The organism is Actinokineospora terrae (assembly GCF_900111175.1).
GTDB classification, from domain to species: Bacteria; Actinomycetota; Actinomycetes; order Mycobacteriales; family Pseudonocardiaceae; genus Actinokineospora; species Actinokineospora terrae.
This window is the reverse complement of the sequence record NZ_FOGI01000004.1, coordinates 566,163-591,936: the sequence shown is the minus strand read 5'-3', so window position 1 is coordinate 591,936 and position 25,774 is coordinate 566,163. Positions and strand designations below refer to the sequence as shown.

The 25,774-nt window shown below is 71.2% G+C and carries 17 protein-coding genes and 1 tRNA gene; 11 read left to right on the top strand and 7 right to left on the bottom strand.

What is annotated here, in order from left to right; all coding sequences use genetic code 11:
* Positions 1–124: 124 nt before the first annotated feature.
* Together BMY07_RS11310 and BMY07_RS11305 are read right to left on the bottom strand one after the other, a co-directional pair.
* Positions 125–197, bottom strand: a tRNA-Arg gene (locus BMY07_RS11310).
* 135 nt (positions 198–332) lie between these two features.
* Positions 333–881: a DUF3558 family protein gene (locus BMY07_RS11305; RefSeq protein ID WP_177215527.1), complete on the bottom strand. Its 549-nt coding sequence runs from the start codon at positions 879–881 to the stop codon at positions 333–335.
* Positions 882–986: 105 nt separating this feature from the next.
* On the opposite strand from BMY07_RS11305, the gene BMY07_RS11300 reads away from it, so the two are divergent.
* The 8 genes from BMY07_RS11300 (at position 987) to BMY07_RS11265 (ending at position 16,494) form a co-directional block, all read left to right on the top strand.
* On the top strand, positions 987–2,996 hold the full coding sequence (locus BMY07_RS11300) for a bifunctional copper resistance protein CopD/cytochrome c oxidase assembly protein (RefSeq protein ID WP_092777214.1): 2,010 nt from the start codon (positions 987–989) through the stop codon (positions 2,994–2,996).
* Between the two features lie 113 nt (positions 2,997–3,109).
* Positions 3,110–3,532, top strand: coding sequence for a single-stranded DNA-binding protein (locus BMY07_RS11295; RefSeq protein WP_092777212.1), 423 nt, complete (start codon positions 3,110–3,112; stop codon positions 3,530–3,532).
* Positions 3,533–3,592: 60 nt separating this feature from the next.
* Positions 3,593–3,850, top strand: coding sequence for a DUF7218 family protein (locus tag BMY07_RS11290; protein WP_092777210.1), 258 nt, complete (start codon positions 3,593–3,595; stop codon positions 3,848–3,850).
* A gap of 82 nt (positions 3,851–3,932) precedes the next feature.
* Positions 3,933–5,609, top strand: coding sequence for an energy-dependent translational throttle protein EttA (gene ettA / locus BMY07_RS11285; protein WP_092777208.1), 1,677 nt, complete (start codon positions 3,933–3,935; stop codon positions 5,607–5,609).
* A 15-nt stretch (positions 5,610–5,624) separates the two neighbouring features.
* Complete coding sequence (locus BMY07_RS33620) at positions 5,625–9,995, top strand: diguanylate cyclase (RefSeq protein WP_143073438.1); 4,371 nt, start codon at positions 5,625–5,627, stop codon at positions 9,993–9,995.
* Positions 9,996–10,365: 370 nt separating this feature from the next.
* Positions 10,366–15,339: an NAD-glutamate dehydrogenase gene (locus tag BMY07_RS11275; protein WP_092777206.1), complete on the top strand. Its 4,974-nt coding sequence runs from the start codon at positions 10,366–10,368 to the stop codon at positions 15,337–15,339.
* A gap of 98 nt (positions 15,340–15,437) precedes the next feature.
* The gene (locus BMY07_RS11270; RefSeq protein ID WP_092777204.1) at positions 15,438–15,869 is read left to right on the top strand and encodes an acyl-CoA thioesterase; all 432 of its coding nucleotides are present in this window, start codon (positions 15,438–15,440) and stop codon (positions 15,867–15,869) included.
* Complete coding sequence (locus BMY07_RS11265) at positions 15,862–16,494, top strand: DUF8010 domain-containing protein (protein WP_092777400.1); 633 nt, start codon at positions 15,862–15,864, stop codon at positions 16,492–16,494. The genes BMY07_RS11270 and BMY07_RS11265 overlap by 8 nt, the downstream gene beginning before the upstream one ends.
* A gap of 14 nt (positions 16,495–16,508) precedes the next feature.
* Here the strand turns inward: BMY07_RS11265 and BMY07_RS11260 are convergent, their stop codons facing one another.
* The 3 genes from BMY07_RS11260 to BMY07_RS11250 are packed head-to-tail and all read right to left on the bottom strand — an operon-like array spanning position 16,509 to position 19,604.
* Positions 16,509–18,101 carry a glycoside hydrolase family 13 protein gene (locus BMY07_RS11260; protein WP_092777202.1) on the bottom strand — a complete coding sequence of 531 codons (1,593 nt, stop codon included), beginning with the start codon at positions 18,099–18,101 and terminating at the stop codon, positions 16,509–16,511.
* A 59-nt stretch (positions 18,102–18,160) separates the two neighbouring features.
* The gene (locus BMY07_RS11255) at positions 18,161–18,574 is read right to left on the bottom strand and encodes a globin (RefSeq protein ID WP_092777201.1); all 414 of its coding nucleotides are present in this window, start codon (positions 18,572–18,574) and stop codon (positions 18,161–18,163) included.
* A gap of 16 nt (positions 18,575–18,590) precedes the next feature.
* Entirely contained in the window at positions 18,591–19,604 is a 1,014-nt protein-coding gene (locus BMY07_RS11250; RefSeq protein ID WP_092777199.1) for a mechanosensitive ion channel family protein, read from the bottom strand.
* 161 nt (positions 19,605–19,765) lie between these two features.
* Between BMY07_RS11250 and BMY07_RS11245 the strand changes: the two genes are divergently transcribed.
* Positions 19,766–20,437, top strand: a complete 672-nt coding sequence (locus tag BMY07_RS11245; RefSeq protein WP_425426260.1) for an HNH endonuclease — start codon at positions 19,766–19,768, stop codon at positions 20,435–20,437.
* A gap of 87 nt (positions 20,438–20,524) precedes the next feature.
* On the opposite strand, the gene BMY07_RS34950 is transcribed toward BMY07_RS11245, so the two are convergent.
* A complete protein-coding gene (locus BMY07_RS34950; protein ID WP_092777398.1) occupies positions 20,525–20,860 on the bottom strand; it encodes a hypothetical protein in 336 nt (111 codons plus the stop codon).
* Positions 20,861–21,794: 934 nt separating this feature from the next.
* Here BMY07_RS34950 and ctaJ point away from each other — a divergent pair.
* Together ctaJ and BMY07_RS11225 are read left to right on the top strand one after the other, a co-directional pair.
* Entirely contained in the window at positions 21,795–22,043 is a 249-nt protein-coding gene (gene ctaJ / locus BMY07_RS11230) for an aa3-type cytochrome oxidase subunit CtaJ (protein ID WP_092777195.1), read from the top strand.
* The gene (locus tag BMY07_RS11225; protein WP_177215526.1) at positions 22,033–22,527 is read left to right on the top strand and encodes a DUF5130 family protein; all 495 of its coding nucleotides are present in this window, start codon (positions 22,033–22,035) and stop codon (positions 22,525–22,527) included. The genes ctaJ and BMY07_RS11225 overlap by 11 nt, the downstream gene beginning before the upstream one ends.
* Positions 22,528–22,911: 384 nt before the next feature.
* On the opposite strand, the gene pepN is transcribed toward BMY07_RS11225, so the two are convergent.
* The gene (pepN, locus tag BMY07_RS11220) at positions 22,912–25,485 is read right to left on the bottom strand and encodes an aminopeptidase N (RefSeq protein WP_092777394.1); all 2,574 of its coding nucleotides are present in this window, start codon (positions 25,483–25,485) and stop codon (positions 22,912–22,914) included.
* Positions 25,486–25,774: the final 289 nt, after the last annotated feature.

The following is a 25,774-nucleotide window of genomic DNA, read 5'->3' as shown; positions in this document are numbered from 1 at the left end:
CCATGCGGCCACCGAATGGGGGTCCGGGGGCGAAGCCCGCCGGGCGGGTCTGGGGTCGCACCCCAGAAGGAACGACGAGTGACAAGGTTCGCGCTCTCCGCGAACACGGGTCGCCCAGAGCGAGTGCCCCCGGCAGGACTCGAACCTGCGGCCAAGAGCTTAGAAGGCTCCTGCTCTATCCGCTGAGCTACGGGGGCTGGGGCGTGCGGCCGAGGCCGCACAGTAGTCCGCTCACGGGTCTGATCGTTCGAGGGCGGCTCACCGTTTCCGCTTGGAACTGATCGGGTGACGAACGCCGCTCTGATGCGTCCGTTCGGGGTAGGGCCGTTGCGCTAAGCGCGCGGGAGTCTGGTTACCGCGTGTTCGGTCAGCGGCTGAAGGATACGCACGAGTGCGGCCTCGGACACATCGCGTTTGTCGACTGCCACCAGGAGAGATCGGTCGGGGCGGACCTCGACCGTCGCGGTGCAGGTGCGGTAACCGTCGGTGACGGTGCAGTGGAGCCACGTCGGGTAGCCGAGGGTGGACTCGGCGTGTCCGTCCGGTTGGTCGTGGCGGACCTGGGTGAGGGGTTTGTGCAGGGCCACCAGGGCGAGGTCGCTGGCGGCGCCGTTGCCGAGGGGGAAGCCGCAGGATTCGGGGAACGTCTCCGTGCGGGTGCGGGGTTCGCCGACGAGGCCGCCCGCCGGGGCGAGGTCGTCCGCGGTCAGTAGCCCGCACAGGTTCACACCGTCGAGGGATAGCGGTGACGGAACGCTGATCGACGTGGCGGGTGGGGTCACCGCGCCGAAGCCCGCGGCGGGTACGGGGCGGCCCGCCACCGGGGCACCGCACGCCGCCAGCAGGCCGATGCCGACGACCGCGACAAGAGTCCGCCTCACGACGCATACGGTAATACCTCGCCGCCGGTGTGTGATTACCCAAGCACGGCGGGTTGTGAATCAGCGCTCCTCGGTCTGCCCGGACCGGGCTACTACCCTCGACCCGTGTCTGCTGACAGCTCCACCGAGACCCGTCGACCGGGATCGGGCCTGGCCCCGCTGCTCGTGGTCGGTGGGCTGCTGGCCGCCCTCGTGGGTGCCGCGCTCGTCGCCGCGTCCGGTAGTGACCGGTATGTCTTGCAGGGCCTGCCCACGCCGGACGCGTTCACCGAGCACGCGTTGACGGTCGTGCGGGTCCTGACCGAGATCGGCTGTGTCGTCACCGTCGGGAGCCTGCTGTTCGCGGCCTTCCTCGTCCCGCCGCAACGGTCCGGTGTCCTCGACGTCGGCGGTTACGCCGCCTTGCGCATGGCCACTTGGGGCGCGGTGGTGTGGTTCATCGGTGCGCTCGTGTCAGCGCCGTTCACCGCCGCTGACGCTGTCGGTAGGTCCATCACGACTGTCCTACGCGGCGACGTCTTGTTCACCCTCGTTGGATCTCTCTCGCAAGCACAGGCCTGGCTGCTCACGGCGGGCATCGCACTCGTAGTGCTGATCGCGACACGGTTCGTGCTCACCTGGAACTGGACCGCGGCACTGTTTGTCATTGCTGTCGTAGGCATCGTGCCCGTCGCGGTCACCGGGCATTCCTCTAGCGGCGGTCAGCACGACATGGCCACCAACAGCCTCTTGTTCCACCTTGTCGCCGCCGCTCTGTGGGTCGGCGGTCTTGTCGCACTGCTCGCTCACGGGCGTCGGCGCGCGGAGCACCTTGGTCTAGCGGCTACTCGGTTCTCGCGGGTCGCGTTGGCGTGCTGGATCGTCATGGCGGTCTCGGGTGTCGTCAACGCGCTAGTGCGGTTGCCGTTGGACGCCCTGTTCGCCTCTTGGTATGGCGGCCTGGTTCTGGCAAAGACCGCCGCACTGCTCATCTTGGGCGTTTTCGGTTACCTGCAACGAGAACGCGGAGTGCGCGCGGTAGTGGAGACCGGCAGTGGTGGCGCACTCGCGAGACTCGCCGCGGTCGAGGTGCTGATCATGCTCCTGACGATCGGCATCGCCGCCGCCCTCGCCAGGACCCCGCCCCCGGAGACCGGCGCCGCCGAACCGGGCCGGGTCGAACTCGCGCTGGGATACCCGCTCACCGAGGCGCCCTCGCTGGGGAACCTGCTGTTCGCGTGGCGGTTCGACCTCGTCTTCGGCACGCTCGCGATCGCCCTCGCCGTGACCTACGTGCGCTGGTTCCTGCGGCTGCGCGCCAAGGGCATCGCGTGGCCCGTGGGCAGGCTCGTGGCGTGGCTCGCCGGGTGCCTGGTCGTCCTCTTCGCGACCTCGTCCGGCTTCGGCAAGTACTCGCCCGCCATGTTCAGCATCCACATGGAAGCGCACATGATGCTGTCCATGCTGGCGCCGGTGCTGCTTGTTCTAGGCGCACCGATGACCTTGGCGCTGAGGGCGCTACCGCGCGCGGGTAAAGACGGAACGCCAGGTGCTCGTGAGTGGCTGCTGGCTTTCGTGCACTCACCGGTGTCCAGGTTCCTCACGCACCCGATCGTCGCGTTGGTGCTGTTCGTCGGATCGTTCTACGGCCTCTACCTGACGGGCTTGTTCGACTCGGCGCTAGAGGAACACTGGGCGCACCTGGTCATGAACGCCCACTTCCTTCTCGTGGGCTACATCTTCTACTGGCCCGTGATCGGAATCGATCCCGCGCCGCGCCAGTTGCCCCACCTCGGCAAGCTGGGGCTGGTCTTCGCCTCCATGCCGTTCCACGCGTTCTTCGGGGTCATCCTGATGAGCATGCAGACCGTCGTCGGCGAGCGCTTCTACCAGGGCCTCGGCCTGCCGTGGAACACCGACCTGCTCGCCGACCAGCGGCTCGGCGGCGGCATCGCCTGGGCGTCGGGGGAGATCCCGCTGCTGCTGGTGCTCATCGCCCTGCTCGTGCAGTGGTCCCGCGCCGACGACCGGGAGGCCCGCCGCTCCGACCGCCGGGTCGACGAGGGCACCTCCGACGACCTCGACGCCTACAACGCCATGCTGCGCCAGTTGGCCGACGGCAAGAACCCGCACTGACCCCGGGTTGTCCACAACCCCCCGACCCATCCACAGATCGACCGGCGCTCTCGACGACCACCCGCCGCCCGCCCGAAGCTGGACCTGTCACCACGACGGACCAGGAGGGCGAGATGAACGAGACCATGATCACGTTGGTCGGGCGGGTCACCGGCGAGGTCACCCACCGCCGCTACGGCGACGACAAGGACCTCGTGCGGTTCCGGCTGTTCACCAAGGAACGCCGGTACGACCCGGACCAACGCACCTGGGTCAACGCCAACCCGATGTACTTCACCGTCAACTGCTGGGACACCCTCGGCGCGGCGGTCCGCAAGACGCTGCGCCCCGGCGCCCGGGTGGTCGTGCACGGCAAGCTCTCGCTGCGCCAGTACGACAACGGCGACAAGCAGCGGTTCGACGCCAAGGTCGACGCGCGCTCCATCGGCGCCGACCTCGTGTTCCAGGAGGTCGCCATCGAGCACGAGGAGTGGACCGGGCCGGCCGAGCCGCTCACCCAGCTCGACCGGCCCGCACCAGCGGCGTTGGCGGCCTGAGGTGTTTACCGCGGTCGCGACCAGGGCACCTCTGCCGCTGAACCAGGACGGAGGCCAGCGATGCCCAACCCCAGCATCAAGGACGAAGAGCTCTACCGGGAGCTGCGCGAGCAGGGTGACTCCAAGGAGAAGGCCGCGCGCATCGCCAACGCCGCGGCCGCCGAGGGCAGGGACACCGTCGGCGCCAGGGGCGGCCGAGCCGGTTCCTACGACGACTGGACCGTCGACGACCTGCGCAAGCGCGCCGCCGAACTCGACATCGACGGCCGCTCGAGCATGTCCAAGAGCGAGCTCATCCAGTCTCTGCGAGACCACTGACCACCACGGGAGCGCCCCGCCGGGCGCCCCGTCCCCCCGGTCGCGCTCAACCGCCCGGGCCGACGCCTCTACGATCGCGAACATGGCCGAGTTCATCTACACCATGAAGAAGGTGCGCAAGGCGCACGGGGACAAGGTCATCCTTGATGACGTGACCCTCCAGTTTTTCCCCGGGGCGAAGATCGGGGTGGTCGGTCCCAACGGCGCGGGCAAGTCCAGCGTGCTCAAGATCATGGCCGGCCTCGACCAGCCGAACAACGGGGAAGCCTTCATCACCCCCGGCTACTCCGTCGGCATCCTGCAGCAGGAGCCCCCGCTCAACGAGGAGAAGACCGTCCTGGGCAACGTCCAGGAGGCCTTCGGTGAGATCAAGGGCAAGCTCGACCGGTTCAACGAGATCGCCGAGCTGATGGCGACCGACTACTCCGACGAGCTGATGGAGGAGATGGGCAGGCTCCAGGAGGAGCTCGACCACGCCGACGCCTGGGACCTCGACTCCCAGCTGGAGCAGGCCATGGACGCGCTGCGGTGCCCGCCGCCGGACGCCGACGTGACCGTGCTCTCCGGTGGTGAGCGCCGCCGGGTCGCGCTGTGCAAGCTGCTGCTGTCCAAGCCCGACCTGCTGCTGCTCGACGAACCCACCAACCACCTCGACGCCGAGAGCGTGCTGTGGCTCGAGCAGCACCTCGCGCAGTACGCCGGTGCCGTCCTCGCCGTCACCCACGACCGGTACTTCCTGGACAACCTCGCCGAGTGGATCCTGGAGATCGACCGCGGCAGGCTCTACCCCTACGAGGGCAACTACTCCACCTACCTGGAGAAGAAGGCCGAGCGGCTGGCTGTCCAGGGCAAGAAGGACCAGAAGCTGCAGAAGCGGCTGCGCGACGAGCTGGCCTGGGTCCGCTCCAACGCCAAGGCCAGGCAGACCAAGTCCCGGGCCCGCCTCGACCGCTACGAGGAGATGGCCGCCGAGGCCGAGCAGACCCGCAAGCTCGACTTCGAGGAGATCCAGATCCCGCCGGGCCCGCGCCTGGGCAACGTGGTCGTCGAGGTCGAGAAGCTGCGCAAGGGCTTCGGCGACCGGGTGCTCATCGACGGCCTCAGCTTCGACCTGCCGCGCAACGGCATCATCGGCGTGATCGGCCCCAACGGCGTCGGCAAGACCACGCTGTTCAAGACCATCGTCGGCCTGGAGAAGGCGGACGACGGCGTGGTCAAGATCGGCGAGACGGTCAGCCTCTCCTACGTCGACCAGGGCAGGGCGAACATCGACCCGGCCAAGACCGTGTTCGAGACCGTCTCCGGCGGTCTCGACTACATCCAGGTCGGCCAGGTCGAGATGCCCTCGCGCGCCTACGTCAGCGCGTTCGGGTTCAAGGGTCCCGACCAGCAGAAGCCCGCGGGCGTGCTTTCCGGCGGTGAGCGCAACCGGCTGAACCTGGCGCTGACGCTCAAGCAGGGCGGGAACCTGATCCTGCTCGACGAGCCGACCAACGACCTGGACGTCGAGACCCTCGGGTCGCTGGAGAACGCCCTGGAGCAGTTCCCCGGCTGCGCGGTGGTGATCTCCCACGACCGGTGGTTCCTGGACCGCACCTGCACGCACATCCTGGCCTGGGAGGGCACCCCGGAGAACCCGTCGAAGTGGTTCTGGTTCGAGGGCAACTTCGAGGGCTACGAGCGCAACAAGGTCGACCGGCTCGGCGCCGACGCCGCTCGACCGCACAGGGTGACCTACCGCAAGCTCACCCGGGACTAGACGGGGAGCGGCGACGTGGCGGCCTGGAACGAGTTACCGGCGGCGGACGCGGCCGAGTGCGCGGCACTCGTGGCCGCGGCCGACCGGCTGCGGTGGAGCGCGCCGGAACTGGCGGTCCAGTTCGCCGACCGTTCGTTGCGCTCCGGCGCCGCCGACGCCGCGACCACGACCACGGCGCAGGTGCTGCTGGGCACCGGCCTGGTCCGGTTGGGCAGGCACGCGGAGGCGGTCGAGCCCGCGCTCGCCGCGTTGCGCGCGGTCACGAGCGGTGGCCTGGTCGAACGGGCCGCCGCCGTGCGGGTGGCGCTCGCCGCGTGCGCTCGCGTGCTCGGCGAGCCCCTCGCGGGCAGCGAGCTGCTGCGGCCGGTGCTGCGCGCCACCACGGCGGCCCCGGCCACCAGGGCGCTGGCGCTCGGCCAGTTCGTCGCCTGCGCCGGGCACGTCGGGCGGCGCGACGACCTGGAGGACGCGCTCGCCGAGGCCGATCGGCTGCTGGCCGCCGACGACGCGCTCAGCCAGGACGCGCGCAAGCTGGAACGGGCCCTGCTCTGCGTCCGGGCCGCCTCGTACCACCGCCGCCACGGCGACACCGAGGCCGCGACCGAGGTCGCCCGCGAGGGCCTCGCGTTGCTCAACCGGCTCAGCGCCGTCGGCGTCGAGGGCGGGCTCGCCAAGGCCAGGCTCGTCCTGGAGATGGTCTGCGCGCTGCTCGACGACGGCGACATCGACGAGGCCACCCTGGTGGCCGCGACGGTGCTCGGTGAGCCGGTCCGCGCCACCTCCGCGTTGGCGCTGGGCAGGCTCCGGTTGGCCATGGCGAGCCGGGTCTACCTGCCCTCGGGGCGGGCCGAACTGGGCCGCGCCACCTTGGTCGACGTGGTCCGCCTCGCCGACCGGCACGGGCTCGACTCCCTGGCCGCCGACGCGTGGACCTTCCTGGCGCACGCCGAGGAGGAGGCGGGCCACCCCGGCGAGGCGCTCCACGCGCTGCGCTCGGCGCGGGCCGCCGAGTACCGGTACCTGCGCGCCGCGTCCACCGCCCGGGGCCTGCTGGTCGCCGAGGTGGGTGCGGTGGTCGACCCGGAGAGCGTGGTCTCGCTGCTGCGCGCCACCGTCCGCCCGACCGCGTCGCCCGAGGTCAAGACCGAGTCCGCGGAGACCAAGTCCGTCGAGCGGGGCGGTCGCAAGAGCTACGAGGATCGGGCTCAGCGCGAGGCGAACCGGCAAGACGGCGCACGGCAGGAGCAGTCTCGCCGCGAGGGTGCGAGGCACGGGGCGGGGCAGGGCGGGGGAACTCCGCTCGGGGCATCGCGGCGTTGGGCCTCGCTGCGGGAGTTGGCCTCGCACGGGAGTCCGATGCCGGGGGAGTCGTCCTCGGCGGGGGCCAGGCACGAGGCCGCGCCGCGGGACGGTGCGGTCGTCGACACCGCGGCGGCTCTCGACACCGGGGCACACGACGCCGCGTCACCTGGTGCCGCGTCGCGCGGTGCCGCACCGCGCAGCACCGCGGCGAGTGATGTCGCGCCGAGCAGCGTGGTACTGACCGAGGACGTCGCGAGCAGTGCCATGCCGGGCAGCGCCGTGCCGGGCAGTGCCATGCCTGGCGGTGTTGTGCAGGGCAGTGCTGTGTCGGGCAGTGCTGTGCCGAGTGGTGTTGTGCCGAGTGGTGTTGTGCTGAGTGGCGTTGTGCCAAGCGGTGTGGTGCCAAGCGGTGTGGTGCCGAGCGGTGTTGTGCCGGGCAGTGCTGTGTCCAGCAGTGTCGTGCCGAGTGGTGGGGCACCGGGTGGTGACGTGCCGAACGAGGCCGTGGCCCACGAAACGGACGCTCCGGGGCATGCCAGGCACGAGGTGATCGAGCACGGCGTGCTGGGGCACAGTGCGGTTCAGCCCGTGGTGGCTGAGCTGGCGCACGAGCACGGTGTGGCTGAGGGTGGCGCGGTCGCGGGCCGGACACCATCCGTTCCTGGTCAGGCAGGGCAAGAAGAGTCGGCCGTGGTACGGCAAGGTCGCCCTGCGGCTGATCAGGGCAAGCGGAGTGACGCCGCCGGGCTGGGCAGTGGTTCGCGCAGGGCGTCCGGTGACAAGGGCTCGAAGGGGCGATCGCTCGCCGCGGGTTCGTCCGAGAAGGCCGCGCCCGACTCGTCGAGCGCGGAAGTGCCGCAGGACGGTGTGTTGCGTGGAGCCGGGTCGCGGCGGGAGAAGCGGCGAGAGGCCGAGGGGCGCAAGGACGCGACGCCGACGCGGCAAGTGACACCGCCGACGCGGTACGAGGCAGCGCCCGTCGAGATGTTCGCGGTGACGCTGGTTCGGGTGTGGCCCAAGGGGACCGCCGAACCGGTCGAGCCCGAGGAGCCGCCGTTGCCGGTAGGGGGAGAGGTCACCCTCAACGCGCTGGCGATCCACGTGCGGGACCTGGCGCCGTCCGACGCCGAGTTGCTCCGGTCGGATCGCGGGGAGTTCGCGGTGTTGCTGCCGTCGACCACCCTCGCCGAGGCGGCCGCGTTGGCCGCCGCCATCCGGGAGACCGCGCCGGACGCCCAGTGGCTGATCGATGACCAGGGGCACGAACTCACCATCAGTACCGGTGTCGCGGCGCTGCCCGGCACGGTCGACGGCCCGCACGAGGGCATCGAGGCGCTGCTGCTCGCCGCCAGGTCCGCGTTGACGGTGCCGGAGCCCGCGAGTCCGGCGCCCGCGGTGCTGCGGCGGACCGATCGGCTGCGCAGGTCGCCGACCACCGCCAAGACGGTCCCGCTGACCGACAAGGCGGTGCGCGCGATCCGCCCCGACCGGGCACGCCACGACTCCGGCGTGATCGACGACGCGCGGGCCCCCGACCTGTCGTTGGCCGATGACAACCCGACCGTCCCCGCCACCCCGCCCGCTCCGGTGATCCCCGCGCCGACCAGTCCGCGGACGGCGGCCGACGCGTCCACCGAGCCGGAGCCGACCGAGGGGCGCTGGTCCGTCGACACCGTGCGGACCACTGATCCCGAGGAGCCCGCCGCGGACGAACCCGCGGCCCAGGCTGGCGCGATCGGGCGTCGGGCGGCTCGCCGGGCCAAGGCGGACGACACCCCCACAAAGTCCACTGTGGACGCTGACGCCGGGGTCAACTCGGTGCTGAGCCGGTTCGGCGTCACCGTCGAGGGCGGCGGGCGGCGCAGGGCGCCGGAGGGGGACGATTACTACTACGACCCCAACGCGCTCGTCGGTACCGATCTGCCCACTCCGCCGATGCTGCCGTCCTCGCTGGAACCCGACCCTGACGACCCGCGCTGGGCGCACGCCTCGGTCCCCGGGACCGAGCCGAGGGAACCGGAGCAGATCCCGCAGCCGCCGAAGACCCCGGACATCCCCGAGCCCGCCACTCCAGATGAGATCCCACCGGCGGACCCCAATCCCACGGCGCCGGAGGTCGAGCCGCCGCCCAGCCTCACCACGCAGGCCGCCGAGGTCACGGCACCTGATGCGGCGAAGCAGGCCGAGTCGAGTGGAGTCGAGCCGTGGGAGCGGGTTGAGCCGTCGAGCCCGGCAGCAGTCATTCCGGTCGCCAGGGCGGCCGAGGTCCCGGGCTCCGGCCAGGACGAGCCGCCCAGCGGGGGCGAGTCGGGTCGGCCGCGGCAGGTCGGGCAGGAGAGCGGGGTGCGGGCGGCCGGGCAGGTGACGGTCGAGCCCGCCGCGTCGGCGGACGAGCGCCGGGCCATCGACTTCGCCGCCCGGCTGCGGGGCTTACCCCGCACCACCTCCGCGGCCACCGAGACCGCCAAGGACGAGGACGACGACCAGCCCGAGCTGGTCGACCTGCCGACCCGGCGGCGGCGGACACCCAGCGGGCGCCGGGAGCGCACCAACCCGAGCGGGTTGGCGGACCTGCTGGCCGAGGCGCTGGTCGCGTTCAAGGCCACCCAGCCCGACCAGCCCGGCGACGACCGCAACTCCGCCTGGACCGACGACTGGCCCAAGGCCCCCACCATCGGTGAACCGGAGCAGGCGCCCGAGCCCGCCGCCTGGCCCCCGGCCCAGCCGGAGGCCCCGGCCGCCGTCGACGACGAGCCGACCGGTCCCCTGCCCGAGTCCGACCGCACGATCGGCACCCAGGTCCACTACTCCGCCGAGCTGCGCAAACCCCGCGCCGACCCGGCCAAGACCCACCCCACCGGCGAGCTGCCCCGCTGGTCCCGCCTGTCCACCGAGTCGCACTGGCCCGACCAGACCGACTGGCCCGACCCCGCCGACGGCACCACCTGGGCCGCCGACGCCCGGGCCGCCGAACCCGGCGACCGCCCCAGGTCCCGCCGCGCCGACCGCACCCCCAACCCCACCGACCCCCGCGGCCGCCACCGCTCCTCCGAATGGGCCCCCGCCGACTTCGAAAGCGGCTGACCCCAGACCCCGCGCCCCCGCGAGCACCGCACGCGAGGCGCACAGCCACCCAGTGATCCCCGGGTGTTCCTCCGCCACGCGGTCCGAGGCGTATCCACCGGCGCGTGGCAGTGGGCGGGATTTCCGTCCCAGTGGGTGGACGGCGGCGGGCGATGTCGGAGCGGGGTGGTGGCGGGTCCGCGACACCGGGTCACCGGCAGGTGGACGGTGTGCCACGGTGGTGGGAACGCGGCGTTCCCACCTCGCGAAACACCACGTCACGCGCGACCGGCCGGTGGTCCCGACGTGCGGAAGCGGGGTTGGGCGGCACTAATGTGGGGGATGCATGCGGCACAGCGGCGTGCCGCCAAGCGTGGAGCCAAGGAACACCATGACCTCGACTGGTACACCGCCCCGCATCGATGGAGCCGTCAACGGCGACGGCTCGACGTCGGTGGGGCGGCCGGTCAGCACCAGCCCGGAACAGACAAGAGACGACCTCATCGAGCGGGCGGCCACGCAGGCGCCCGACATCGCGGACCTGATTCGCCTGTACTTCCGCTACATCCCGCCGGAGGAGGTCATCGGGGACGACCCGGTCGACCTCGTCGGGGCGGTCCGCTCGCACCTGCAGCTGGGCGAGGCCCGGATCAAGGGCAGGCCCGCGGTGCGGATGCTCAACCCGGCCGCGGCCACCGACGGCTGGACCTCCCACGGCTCCGTTGTCCAGATCGTCACCGATGACATGCCCTACCTGGTCGAGTCGGTCAGCGCCGAGCTGGTGCGCCGCGGCGTCCAGGTGCAGCGCGTCGTGCACCCCATCGTGGTGGTGCGCCGCGACCTGGCCGGTGGCCTCAAGGAGGTGCTGCCGACCTGCGACGCGGCCGCGCCGCCGACCGACGCGTTCGCCGAGTCCTGGATGTACATCGAGGTCGACCTGATCACCGATGTCGACCGGGCGAGGGAGATCGAGAACGGCCTGCTCAGCGTCCTCAACGACGTGCGCGAGGTCGTCGAGGACACCGCCAAGATGACCAGCGCCGCGAAGGCGCTCGCCGACGAGCTGGAGGCCACCCCGCCGCCGCTGGACGGCGAGGAGGTCCGCGACGGGGCCGCGCTGCTGCGCTGGCTCGCCGACGGGCACTTCACCTTCCTCGGCTACCGCCGCAACGAGCTGGTCACCGACGACGGTGAGCCCGCCCTGCGCGCCGTGCTGGCCTCGGGTCTGGGCGTCCTGCGCCAGGACAGCCTCGCCGCCCGCAGCCTCACCGCGGGCCCCGACTCGGTCGCCTACGCGCTCGCCCCGCGGCTGCTGGTCCTCACCGAGGCCAGCGCGCCGTCGACGGTGCACCGCTCGACCTACCCGTACTACGTCGGCGTGAAGACCTTCGGCGAGGACGGCAAGGTCACCGGCGAGCACCGCTTCCTCGGCGTGTTCACCGGCAACGCCCTGCACGAGGACGTCCTGGACATCCCGGTGGTGGCCCGCCGGGTGCGCGAGGTGATCCACCAGGCCGGGTTCCCGCTGGAGTCCTACTCGGGGCAGCGAATGCTCGAGGTCATCCAGAACTGGCCGCGCGCCGAGCTGTTCTCCACCACCGAGGACGCCCTCTACGCGACCGCGACCGGGGTGCTCGCCCTGGCCGACCGGCGCAGGCTGCGGCTGTTCCTGCGCCGCGACCCGTACAACCGGTTCTTCTCGTGCTTGATCTTCCTCCCCCGCGACCGCTACACCACGACCTCGCGCATCGCGATGCAGGAGGTGCTGCTCGACGAACTGGGCGGCACGAACCTGGAGTTCAGCACGCGGCTGGGGGAGTCGCCGTTGGCGCAGGTGTACTTCATCGTGCACACCGACCCGGGTCGGCACGTGGACCCGGACGTGCAGCGCATCCAGGAGCGGCTGACCGAGGCCGTGCGCGGCTGGGACGACCGGCTGGTCGAGGCCGTGTTCGCCGAGCAGCGCGAGCAGGCCAGGGCCGGGTCGCAGGTCGGGTCCGAGTCGGCGACCGAGCTGGGGCAGCGCTTCGCCAGCGTGTTCCCGGAGGCCTACAAGGAGGACTTCGGCGCCGCGGAGGCGTTGGCCGACCTGCACCGGCTGCGCAGCCTCGACGGCGAGTCCGACCTGCGGATGTCGTTCTACGTGCCGCAGGACGCCGCGCCGGGGGAGCGCCGGTTCAAGCTGTACCTGACCGGCGAGGGGATCACCCTGTCGCAGGTGCTGCCGGTGCTGCAGAACATGGGCGTCGAGGTGGTCGACGAGCGCCCGTACGAGCTGCGCCGCGAGGACGGCAGCCGCTGGTGGATCTACGACTTCGGCCTGCGCATCGAGCCGACGGTGCTCGACGGCCGCGACGCCGACGAGTTGGACCGCCTCAGGGTCGACTTCCAGGAGGCGTTCGCGGCGATCTGGCGCGGTGACGCCGAACCGGACCGCTTCAACGCTTTGGTGCTGCGCGGCGGTCTCACCTGGCGGCAGGCGGTGGTGCTCCGCGCCTACTCGCGCTACCTGCGCCAGGCAGGCACGCCATACTCGCAGGAGTACATCGAGGACGCGGTGCTCGCGCACACCGGTATCGCTACCGCGCTCGTGCGGCTGTTCGAGGTCGGTTATGACCCGGCCCTGTCGGAGGAGTCCCGCCACGCGCAGGCGGGCACCAGGACCGCCGAGATCTCGGAGATGATCGACGGGGTCACCAGCCTCGACGAGGACCGGATCCTGCGCAGCCTGCTGACGGTGATCAAGGCGACCCTGCGCACCACCTACTACGTCCGCGACGCCGACGGCGCCCCCCGGTCGTACCTGGCGGTGAAGCTGGAGCCGCGCTCGGTGCCGGACCTGCCCGAGCCGCGGCCGCGGTTCGAGATCTTCGTCTATTCGCCCAGGGTCGAGGGCGTGCACCTGCGCTTCGGCGCGGTCGCCCGCGGCGGTCTGCGCTGGTCGGACCGCAGGGAGGACTTCCGCACCGAGGTGCTCGGCCTGGTCAAGGCGCAGGCGGTGAAGAACGCGGTGATCGTGCCGGTCGGCGCGAAGGGCGGCTTCGTGGTGAAGCGCCCGCCCGCCCCGACCGGGGACCCGAGCCTGGACCGCGAGGCGTACCTGGCCGAGGGCATCGCCTGCTACCGGATGTTCATCTCCGGCCTGCTCGACCTGACCGACAACCTCGACGCGGGCGAGGTCGTGCCCGCGCGGGACGTGGTGCGCTACGACGCCGACGACACCTACCTGGTGGTGGCGGCCGACAAGGGCACCGCGACGTTCTCCGACATCGCCAACGAGGTCGCGGTCAGCCGCGGCTTCTGGCTCGGCGACGCGTTCGCCAGCGGTGGCTCGGTCGGCTACGACCACAAGGCCATGGGCATCACCGCCAAGGGCGCGTGGGAGGCGGTGAAGCGGCACTTCCGCGAGTTGGGTGTCGACACCCAGTCCGAGGCGTTCACCGTGGTCGGTGTCGGCGACATGTCCGGTGACGTGTTCGGCAACGGGATGCTGCTGTCCGAGCACATCCGCCTCGTGGCCGCCTTCGACCACCGGCACATCTTCCTCGACCCCAACCCGAACCCGGCCGTTGGCTTCAACGAGCGCAAGCGGCTGTTCGAGCTGCCCCGCTCCTCTTGGGACGACTACGAGCGGTCTTTGATCAGCGAGGGTGGCGGTGTCTACCCGCGCACGCTCAAGGCCATCCCGGTCACCCCGGAGGTGGCGCGGTCGTTGAGCCTGCCCGAGGACACCGGCAAGCTGTCCCCGCAGGAGCTGATGAAGGCCATCCTGCTCGCCGAGGTCGACCTGCTGTGGAACGGCGGCATCGGCACCTACGTCAAGGCGAGCACGGAGAACCACGCGGACGTCGGCGACAAGGCCAACGACGCGCTCCGGGTCGACGGTGCCGCGCTGCGGGTCAAGGTCGTCGGTGAGGGCGGCAACCTGGGTCTGACCCAGCGCGGCCGCATCGAGTTCGCCCGCACCGGCGGCAAGGTCAACACCGACGCGCTGGACAACAGCGCGGGCGTCGACTGCTCCGACCACGAGGTCAACATCAAGATCCTGCTCGACCACCTGGTCCGCGACGGCGAGCTGGATCGGGCGAGCCGCGACGCGGTGCTGGCCGAGATGACCGACGAGGTCGGCCACCTGGTACTCGCCGACAACTACGCGCAGAACGCGGTGCTCGGCGTCAGCCGGGCGCACGCGGGCCCGATGCTGTCGGTGCACGCCAGGCTCGTCGACCACCTGCAGCAGGACCAGGAGGGCTTCGACCGGCGGCTGGAGGCACTGCCCTCACGCGAGCAGTTCAGGGCCCTGGAGAAGGCGGGCGACGGCCTGACCTCCCCGGAGCTGGCGACGCTGCTGGCGCACGTGAAGCTGGCGCTCAAGGAGGACGTGCTCGCCAGCGACCTGCCCGACCAGGACGTGTTCGCCCGCAGGCTCGCGGAGTACTTCCCGAGCCAGCTGCGGCAGCGCTTCGGCGCGGCCATCGTCGCCCACCCGCTGCGCAGGCAGGTGACCACGACACTGCTGGTCAACGAGGTCGTCGACGGCGCGGGCATCTCGTACCCGTTCCGGCTGACCGAGGAGATGAGCGCCAGCGCGACCGACGCGGTGCGCGCGTTCGCGGTGGCGACCAGGGTCTACGACCTGCGGTCGCTGTGGGCGGAGATCCACGCGCTGGACAACGCGGTGCCGACCGACATCACCGACGCCATGGTGCTGGAGTCGCGGCGGCTGCTCGACCGCGCGTCGCGGTGGCTGCTGTCGAACCGGCCGCAGCCGCTGGCGGTGGGCGCGGAGATCAGCCGCTTCCACCGGGTGGTCGGCGAGCTGGCGCCGAAGGTGCACGACCTGCTGCGCGGCCGGGCCCGCGAGGAGGCCGATGTGGACGCCGAGCGGATGGTCGCCGCCGGGGTGCCGGAGCCGCTGGCCAAGCGGGTCTCGGGCCTGCTCGACGAGTACGGCCTGCTCGACATCACCGAGGTGTCGGAGCTGGCCGAGCGGGACGCCGGGCTGGAGTCCGAGCGCAGCCCGCTGGAGACCGCGCAGCTGTACTACGCGCTGTCGGACCACCTCAGCGTCGACCAGATGCTGACCTCGGTCAGCGCGCTGGAGCGCGGGAACCGGTGGCACGCCCTGGCCAGGCTCGCCCTGCGTGACGACCTGTACTCGTCGTTGCGCGCGATCACCCTCGACGTGCTGCGCCAGAGCGATCCGGGCGAGCCCGCCGAGGACAAGATCGCGACGTGGGAGCGGGCGAACGCGTCCCGCCTGTCGCGGTCGCGGACGGCGCTGGAGGAGATCCACGCCTCCGGCAGGCTCGACCTGGCCACCCTGTCGGTGGCCGCGCGCCAGGTGCGCAGCATGGTCCGCTAGTCCCTGTCCCCTGGTCGCGGGCCGAACCGGTCCGCGACCGGGGGCAGATAGGGTTGTCCGAGGACGCGCTGGATCGGGCAGCTTTGGAGGGACAGTCGTTGGGTGTCTTCGTCGCCGAGGTGCGGCCGCGCTGGTCGGACATGGACGTGTTCGGGCACGTCAACCACGCCAACACGGTGACGTTGCTGGAAGAGGCCAGGGTCGACCTGCTCTTCCACGAGGCCTCGCTGCGCGGGGCCGATGACCTCGCCCGCGGCGTGGTCGTGGCCAAGTTGGTCGTGGACTACCGGGCGCCGCTCTATGCCAACGGTGGTGTCTTACGCATAGAGATGTCCGTTCGCGAGATCCGGGCCGCGTACTTCGTCCTCGACTACGCCGTCCGCGGCGGCCCGACCGAGGCCGACCCGGTAGCGGTAACGGCGTCGACGACGCTTGCGCCGTACGACCTGACAAGCGGCAAACCACGTCGCATCACCGACACCGAGCGGGATTTCCTCGCCGCCTGGCACAGCGGGGGCAATGGTGCCTGACCTGAGCTTCACCGACCGCTCCGACCGCGACGACCTCGGCGCGTTCGTCGCCAGGGCGGTCCGCCTCGACCAGCAGGCCGTGGTGCGGCTGCGCGCCCGTGAGGGCGACCTGGTCGACGCCTGGGTCGCGACCCCGTTCGACGTGCTCGCCACCCGGACCGCGCGCGGCACCATCAACCCCTCGGACATGACGGTGTCGGGCAACGAGCTGCTCGCCGCCCTCGCCGTGGTCCGCGGCGACCACTTGGACCCGGGCTTGTCGCGCGACATGTTGTGGCGGTCCGCGCTGCCTCCGACGCGTCACTGGCAGGTCGTTGACCTACTGCCCGCGCGGACGGTGTCAGAGCTGGCGGACAAGGGCATCGCCGTCGCACGGGACAACGTGGGCCCCCAGGGCACGCCGCCCGCTTCTCTCCTGGACCAGACAGTGCTGACGGTCTCCGGTGACGGCCTTGAGGTGAAGATCCCCCTGCGATGCCTCTTCGCCCTGTCCGGCATGGGTTTCCTCACCGACGACGAGGACGACCAGATCCGCGTCACCGCTACCGACGCCTGGATGCGCCTAGACGCCCGGTACGGCGCCGTGGTCCGACGCCGTCACGCTCTCCTGCCGCTGCTCGTCTAGTCCTCTGTGGAGTGTCAGACCAACCAGACGGCGGTTTCCGGAGGTAGGTCGGTGCCGTCGATGGGACCCGAGGCCAACAGGATCTCGCCCGGGGGTAGGGGAACCGGGGCGCCGGAGGTGTTGAGGGCGCAGATGAGGCCACCGCCCTTGCGCCGGTAAGCGAAACAGCCGGGGGGCGCGCCGTACCACTCGATGTCGGTGCCGGTGAAGCCCGCGTGCGTCTTGCGAAGTTCTAACGCCTGCCGGTAGAGCGACAGCATGGACGCGGGGTCCTCAAGCTGTCTCTCCACAGTCAATCCTGCCCACTCCGCGGGAATCGGCAGCCACGTGTTCGTCCCCTCGGAGAACGCGAACGGCGGCTCTGACCCCTCCCACGGCACCGGAACCCGCGCGCCGTCACGGCCACGGTCGGTGTGCCCAGACCGCTCCCACAACGGATCCTGCAAAGCCCAGTCCGGTAGGTCCACATTGGGCAGACCAAGTTCTTCGCCGTTGTAGAGATAAACCACGCCAGGCAGCGCTAACTCGACAAGAGCCATCGCCCGCGCGCGCTTAGCCCCGATCTCGCCCCCGCCGTAACGGGTCACATGCCGGGCGACGTCGTGGTTCGACAGCGTCCACGTCGGCGGCGCGGCCGAGCGCGACACGGCCTCCAGGGACAGGTCGATCGCCCGGCGCACCGCGTCGGCGTCGAAGTCCGCGCCCACCAGGGCGAAGTTGAAGCCCAGGTGCAGCTCGTCCTGCCGCACGTACTTGGCGAACTGGGCATCGGTCTGCACCCAGATCTCGCCGACCGCCATGCTGTCCGGGTACTCGTCGGCCACCTTGCGTATCAGCCGGTGCACCTCGTGCACCTCGTCGTTGTCGAACCGGGGGTCGTCCACGCCGTGCGCCTGCGCCCCGGTCACCGCCCGAAGGTACTCCGGCATGTCCGGCAGCCCGGCGGGCTTGGCCATCCCGTGCGCCACATCGATGCGGAACCCGTCCACCCCGCGGTCGAGCCAGAACCGCAGCGTCGCGACCAGGTCGGCGCGGACCTCGGAGTCGTCCCAGTTCAGGTCCGGCTGCTGCGGCGTGAACAGGTGCAGGTACCACTGCCCGTCCGGCACCCGCGTCCACGCCGGGCCGCCGAACACGCTCACCCAGTTGTTCGGCGGCTGCGACCCGTCACCCCGGCCGTCCCGGAACAGGTAGCGCTGACGCTCCCGCGACCCCGGTGGCGCCGCCAGTGCCTCTTGGAACCACGCGTGCTGGTCGCTCGTGTGGTTCGGCACCACGTCGATGGTCACCTTGATGCCGTGCGCGTGCGCGTCGGTCACCAACCGGTCGAACGCGGCCAGGTCGCCGAAGAGCGGGTCGACCGCGCGCGGGTCGGCCACGTCGTAGCCGTGGTCGGCCATGGGGGAGCGGAAGAACGGGGTCAACCACAGCGCGTCGACCCCCAGCAGCTCCAGGTACCCCAAGCGGGACCGGATGCCCTCCAGGTCGCCCACCCCGTCGCCGTCGGAATCGGCGAACGAGCGCACGTAGACCTGGTAGAACACCGCCCGCTGCCACCAGTGTGGGGTTTGCTCACCCGAGGGGTCTGGCTCGGCGGATCGTCGCACGGTTGTCCATCCTGCCCGCGGTGCCGCTGGCTCGCCCAGCACCTGTGATCTTGACCCTGTCAGACCCAGCTGTTGAGCATGCTGTTCGCGGCCATCTCCAGGTACTGCCACAACCGCGCCCGGTGCGCGTCCGACAGGCCCGCCGAGTCCACCGCGACCCGCATGCAGCGCAGCCACGCGTCGCGCTCGTTGGGGCCGATGGTGAACGGCTGGTGCCGCATCCGCAGCCGCGGGTGCCCGCGCTGGTCGGAGTAGGTGTGCGGCCCGCCCCAGTACTGCATCAGGAACAGCCGCAGCCGGTCCTCGGCCGGACCGAGGTCCTCCTCCGGGTACATCGGTCGCAGCAGCTCATCGGCCGCCACCTCGACGTAGAACCGGGCCACGACCCGGCGGAAGGTGTCCTCCCCCCCGACCGCGTCGTAGAAGTTCTCGGTGGGGGAGTCGGAGTCAAACGGTGTGCCCACGACACCCATCCTCGCGCACCGGTCGCTAGGCCGGGGCGGTCGGGGGGAAGAGCCTGCCCATCGGCGGCTGGATCCCGGCTTCCTCGACCGCGCCCATCGCCCGCGCGCGCAGCGCCCGCTGCACCGCCCACTGCCTGCCGGGGCGCACCTTCACCGTCATCCGGATGGTCACGCTCTCCGGGGTCACCTTCTCCACGCCGAGCACCTCCGGCGGCTCGATCACGTCGGAGGAGAACGGCTCCTCGGCCGCCACGTCGGTCATCACCTGGCCGAGCAGCGCGATCACCGCGTCCACGTCCGCGCCGTAGCCGACCGGGATGTCCACCACCGCCACCGCGAAGCCCTGGCTGGAGTTGCCGACCCGCAGGATCTCGCCGTTGCGCACGTACCAGACGGTGCCGTTGACGTCGCGCAGCGTCGTCACCCGCAGCCCGACCGCCTCGATGGTGCCGCTGGCCTCGCCGACGTCGACGACGTCACCGACCCCGTACTGGTCCTCCAGCATCATGAAGATGCCGGACAGGAAGTCCTTGACCAGGTTCTGCGCGCCGAACCCGAGCGCCACGCCGACGATGCCCGCCGAGGCGATCACCGGCCCCAGGTTCACCCCGAGCTCGCCCAGCGCCATGATGAACGCGAGCCCGTAGACGATGAACGTCACCAGGGACTTGAGCACCGAGCCGATCGTCTTGGCCCGCTGCTGGCGCCGCTCGGACACCAACGCGCCCAACGCCTGCGGCGCGCGCTCCTTGAGCGGTCGCAGCAACGCGGGCGTCTTGCCCTCACCCGAGGTCAACCGGTCGATCAACCGGCGCACCAGCAGCCGGATCACGAACGCCACCACGAAGATCAGCAGGATCTTCAGCGGCTTGGCGACCAGCCACCCGGCCGAGGCGGCGAGCCACTCGTTGCCGGTCAGCCGCCACACCTCGGCGCACCACGAGCCGTCCTCGGTGAGGCACTTGGGCGGCTCCGTCATGAACGGGAGCTGGGTGGGGGCCAGGGACCCCTGGGGCAGGAGAGTGGTCGTGGCAGTCATCGGCGCCGACGATAGCCGGCCGCGGCGAAACGGTCGAAGCGGGTGTCCACAAGCGGCGTTCACCGCTATTTGGCTCGGTGATCCGGGACACGTCACAGAACACACGTGCACTCCGGGCCTGGTGTGTGGTCGACTTAGGCAGCACCGGTGGAGGTGGTCGAGTGCCAGACCGACAACCGACCCGCTCCGGCGCGCCCTCGGGGCACGCGCCGGGGCCGACGCTATGCCCGGATCCGGACGCCCCGGCGCCCGATGTGCCGCCACGCGCCCGGGCAGCCCCGCCCTGTGTCCCCGTCCCGAACCCGCCCGCACCGTCGTGGGGCAGGCGCCGGGTGCTCTTGCTCAACACCACCTTCGAGCCGCTGACAGCGCTGTCGCTGCGCCGCGCCGTGGTGCTCATCGTCTGCGGCAAGGCCGAGGTCGTCCACGGTGACCCGGCGGGCATGGCCGTGCACTCCGCGACGTCGAGCGTGGTGATCCCCTCGGTGATCCGGCTCAGCAAGCACGTCCGGGTCCCCTACCGCGGCCGCGTCCCCCTGACCAGGGCCGGGTTGATGCACCGCGACCGGCACCGCTGCGCTTATTGCGGCGGCCGCGCGGAGACCATAGATCACGTCATCCCGCGGAGTCGGGGCGGGACCCACACCTGGCACAACTGCGTGGCCTGCTGCGCCAAGTGCAACCACCGCAAGGCCGACAAGATGCTGTCCGAACTGGGCTGGCGCCTGCGCGTGGTCCCCACCGCACCGCGCGGCCCCCACTGGCGGTTACTGGCCGGGGTGGTCGACGCTGACCCCCTCTGGCTGCCGTACCTGGGCGAACCCGCCGCGTGAGGTAGAGCTGACTGAGGCTGTACTGCTTGTACTGGCTGTATTGATTAGAGGCTGTACTGGCTTGCCTGCGGTTGGAGCGGGCTTTGCTCAGGCGGCGGTGACGCGCGTGCCCGAGGTGACCCGGGTTCCCCTGGTCACCCGGGTGCCGCGGGTGACGCGCGTGCCCCTGGTGACGCGGGTGCCGCAGTCGAGCGCCGTGACCCGGGTGCCGCGGGTGACCCTGGTGCCGCGGGTGACGCGCGTGCCGCAGTCCAGCGCGGTGACCCTGGTGCCGCGCGTGCCGTTCTCCAGCAGAGCGGTGACCCGGGTACCGCGCGTGACTCGGGTGCCCCCGGTGACGCGGGTGCCGCACTCCAGCGCCGTGACCCGGGTGCCGCGGGTGACCCTGGTCCCTCGGGTGACGCGGGTGCCGTTCTCCAACACGGACGTGACTCGGGTCCCGCGCTCGAGCCGGGCGGTCACCCGAGTGCCGCGGGTGACTCGCGTGCCGCACTCCAGCGCTGTCACCCGGGTTCCCCGCGTGACTCGGGTCCCCCTGGTGACGCGGGTGCCGCGGTCGAGCGAGGTGACGCGAGTGCCGCGGGTGACCCTGGTGTCGCGTGTGACGCGGGTGCCGTTCTCCAGCAGGGACGTCACCCGGGTGCCGCGGTCGAACAGCGAGGTGACCCGGGTGCCCCTGGTGACTCGCGTGCCGCACTGCAGCGCCGTGACCCTGGTGCCCCGGGTGACCCGGGTTCCCCTGGTCACCCGGGTTCCGCGCTCCTGCAGCGTGACCCTGGTGCCGCGGGTCACGCGGGTGCCGCGGGTGACCCGGGTCCCCCTACCGTCCGAAATCCCCCTGGTGTGCAGGGTCACCTCCGTGTCACCCTGGGAGGTGGTGACCCACGTCGCGCGGGTCACCCGGGTCCCCCGAGCGGTGACCCGGGTTCCCCGCGTCACCCGGGTGCCCCGGTGGGTACCGCCGCCCAGTTGCGTGTCGTCAGCCATTTGGGTGATGATCATTGCCGCGTCGTGGGAAGCGATGGTGTACATGGCGTGGCCTCCTGAGGGCGGTTGCGCGTCGAGAGAAGCGGAGGGGTGGTTTCGCAAGGGCCGTACAGGTGAAAGCTATGACTCGGATCGGTAACCGACAAGACGTCGGTGCCCCCCAAGGGCCGCCACCTGTGCGTTTGAGGCCATTCGCCCCTTGCCGATACGCCCAAAGAGCTACGACTCCGGCCGACGCTCGGCCCAGCAGCCTTACCAGGAGAGCACCAACCGCTCACTCGGCGCGACCGGCGCGGGGTGCTCCCGGAGCAGTGCGCGCACCCGGTCCCCGTCTCGGCCGGTCAGGGCCGTGTCGGCTACCGTATCCGCTGTGACGCTCGTCGAGACCCTGCTCGTCTTCGCGGCGATCCCGCTGGCCATCTACGGCGCGATCGCCCTTCTGACCCTGCGGGAGAAGTTCGCCAAGGCACCCCGGTACCGCCCCGGCCAGGAGTGGGAGCACGACCCGGTGTGGTGGACGGCGAACCCGGCCGGTCTTGGGTCCGCCCACCACGGTGCCGCCGAGTCCGGCGCGACCCCCGTGCACACAGCCAAGGGAGGAGCCCGCGGTGGCTGGTGACCTGGTCCGGCACGATCCGGACGTCCTCGTCGAAGACCCCGAGCACGGCTACGGCGCCGTCCGCACGATCAGCGGGCGCGTGTCGGTGGCCAAGCAGTACCGCCCCGCCGCCCCGGGCCTCCCGTTCTCCACGGTCGCCCTGACCCGCCTGGACGAGGCGCTGACCCTGTCGTCGCGGGCCACCGGCATCGGCTTCAGCGTCTACCTGGGCGACCTCGGCGCCGACACCAGGGCCCGCGCCGAGGAGCTGCACGCCGCCATCGGCACGCACTCCACCGACTCGGTCCTCATCGCCGTCTCCCCTGGCCAGCGCCGCGTGGAGATCGTCACCGGCACCGAGTCCGCCCGCCGCCTCACCGACCGCGGCTGCAACCTCGCCGTCATGAGCATGGTCGCCTCCTTCAAGGAAGGCGACCTCGTCGGCGGCCTCGTCAGCGCCCTGCGCATGCTCGCCGACCAGGCGGGCCACGCCCCCAAGCACTGAGCCCCACCCACGACGACGGCCCCGGACCACTAGGTCCGGGGCCGTTTCTCGTAGCCGAGGGGCGACGGCGCCGGACCCGTGCTGGTCAGGGCTGCTGGCCCAAGCGCGATCTGGGAGTCGGGCTCGATGGGGCGGACTTGTTTCCGCGGGGCCCCTACGACACCCGTGGCAGGACCGCAAAGCAGGGGCCGAAAAGCGTGGCCCTGTCCGCGAACGACGCTACGGGTGTCGTCCCCCCGCGGAAAACAAGTCCGCCCCATCGAGCGGTTGGCACCAGCGACTCCGAGGAGCGCGTGAGGGCCAGCGTCGCAGAGTCCGTACCGACGAACAGCGGCCCCGGACCGCGTTGGTCCGGGGCCGCTGTCGTTGTCACTGTCTAGCCGGTCATGAGCCGTCGAACTCGCGGGCGGCGAGGGCGCGGACGATGCCTGCTCGGCCTTCCGAGACCAGGCGGCGCAGGGCTGGGGGGTGTTCGCCTGCGAGCCACTGGTCGGCGGCGGTCACCGTGTCCGGGTGGACTGCCCAGGCGGGGAACAGGCCGAGGGCGACCGACTGGGCGCGTTCGCTGGAGCGGCGGGCCCAGACGCCTGCCACGTCGGCGAAGTACTGGGGGGCGTACGACTTCAGCAGGGAGCGCTGGGTCGGGTGCGAGAAGCCGCCGATGATGGCCTCGTTGATGGCGTTGGGCAGGTCGTCGTCGTGGATGGCGCGGCGCCAGGCCTCGGCCTTGCCCGCCTCGGTGGGGCGCAGCGACCGGGACCGCTCCGCCTGCCGCTGTCCGGCCGCTGTGGAGTCGCGCTTGAGCTCGGCGTCGATCTCCTCGTCCCCGGCCGCCCCGTGCGCCACGAGGGCGTGCAGCAGCCGCCAGCGCAGGTCCGTGTCGACGACCAGGCCCTCCAGTTCGGCGGAGCCGTCCAGCCAGCCGCGCAGCACGCCCAGCTTGGTCTCGTCGAGCACCGCGCCGGTCAGCGAGTTCACCAGCGCCAGCTGGTGGTCCGACCCGGGCTGCGCGGCCAGGGCCAGCTCCAGCACCCGGTCGGTGAACTGCTGCCAGCCGGTCGGCGCGAAGGCCGGGTCGGCGTAGGAGTTCAGCGCGGTCTGGGCCTGCAGCAGCAGCCGCTGGACCACGCCGACCTCGGTCTCGGCGTCGAGGCCGTGGCAGACCAGGGTGACGAAGTCGCGGGCCTTCAGCTCGGCCTCGCGGGTCATCTCCCAGGCCGCCGACCAGCACAGGGTGCGCGGCAGCGGCTCGGTGATGTCCCCGATGCGGTCGATCAGCGTGGTCAGCGAGCCGGGGTCGAGCCGCATCGTGCAGTAGGTCAGGTCGTCGTCGTTGACCAGGACGAGCTTGCCCGCCTCGATGCCGACGAGCTCGGGCACGTCGGTGCGGTCGCCGTCGACGTCGATCTCCACCCGGTGGGTGCGGACCAGCTTGCCGACGGTGTCGGTGGCGTCGTCGTACACGCCGATGGCGACCCGGTGCGTGCGCAGCTCGCCCTTGCCCGGCTTCGCCCCGCCCTGCAGGACCGCGAACTCGGTGAACCTGCCCTCGGCGTCGACCTCGAACCGCGCGCGCAGCGAGGTGAGACCCGTGGTCTCCAGCCACTGCGCGCTCCACCAGGACAGGTCCCGGCCGGAGGCCTCTTCCAGCGCGGCCAGCAGGTCCGACAGGGTCGCGTTGCCCCACGCGTGCTTGCCGAAGTACACCCGCAGTCCGGACAGGAAGTTGTCCAGGCCGACGTAGGCGACCAGCTGCTTGAGGACCGCGGCGCCCTTGGCGTAGGTGATGCCGTCGAAGTTGACCTCGACCGCCTGCACGTCCGGGATGTCGGCGGCGACCGGGTGCGTCGAGGGCAGCTGGTCCTGCCGGTAGGCCCAGGACTTCTCGATGTTGGCGAAGCTGGTCCACGCGTGCTCGTACTCGGTGGCGCTGGCCTGCGCCAGGACGCTGGCCCAGGTCGCGAACGACTCGTTGAGCCACAGGTCGTCCCACCAGCGCATGGTGACCAGGTCGCCGAACCACATGTGCGCCATCTCGTGCAGCACGGTCTCGCACCGGCGCTCGTAGGCGTAGCGGGTGACCCGGCTGCGGAAGACGTAGTCCTCCAGGAAGGTCACGCAGCCCGCGTTCTCCATGGCGCCCGCGTTGAACTCCGGCACGAAGCACTGGTCGTACTTGCCGAACGGGTAGGCCACGCCGAAGTTGTCGTGGAAGAACGCGAAGCCCTGCTTGGTCTCGGTGAACAGCCGCTCGGCGTCCATGTGCTCGGCCAGCGAGGCGCGGCAGTAGATGCCCAGCGGGATCGTGCCGTGCTCGTCGCTGAACTCGTCGCGCCACTCGGCGTACGGACCGGCCACGAGCGCCACCAGGTAGGTGGAGATCGGCTTGGTGGTCTCGAACACGTGCCGCGCGGTGCCCTCGACGCCCTCGACGTCGCTGATCGACTCGGCGGCGGCGTTGGAGACGACCTTCCACGAGCGCGGCGCGGTGACCGTGATCGCGTAGGTCGCCTTGAGGTCGGGCTGGTCGAAGCAGGCGAACATCCGCTTGGCGTCGGCCGTCTCGAACTGCGAGTACAGGTAGACGCCCTTGTCGACCGGGTCGACGAAGCGGTGCAGGCCCTCACCGGTGTTGGTGTAGAGGCAGGTGGCGACGACGGTGAGGACGTTGTCCTCGGCGAGCCCGGTCAGCTCGACCCCCTGCTCGGGGGTGTAGCCGGAGACGTCGAGCGCGACGCCGTTGAGCTCGGCGGACACCACGTTGTCGGCCACGATGTCGATGAACGTGCTTGCGCCCACCTCACGGCTGGCGAACCGGATGGTGGCGGTCGAGGCGAAGGTCGTCTCGCCTGGCTGGCCGACGCCGTCGGTGAGGTCCAACTCGACTTCGTAGGACTCCACCTCCAGCAGCGCGGCGCGCTGTTGGGCTTGGTCTCGGGTCAGGTTGGGGGCGGCCACGGCGAACACCTCGGCGAACTCGTCGGTCGGACTGGGGCGGGGGGACTGCGGGCACTGCCGGGCCACGGGCGGGTGATCTCCCCGTCGTGGCCCGTTGCTGACTTGGCACTGGGTGGAAACTGGCTGGAGCTGACTGGCGACTCGGTGCTGACAATCGCATCCAATCACGCTCCGGTGCCCGGCGGTGCCCCCATCCTCGGGGAAGCATTCCCAAGCGGGCCGCGTTGCACCGGCGGGGGAGGCCGCGCGCACCCGACGCACGCGGCGAAGATCCAACTCTGGAGACGTT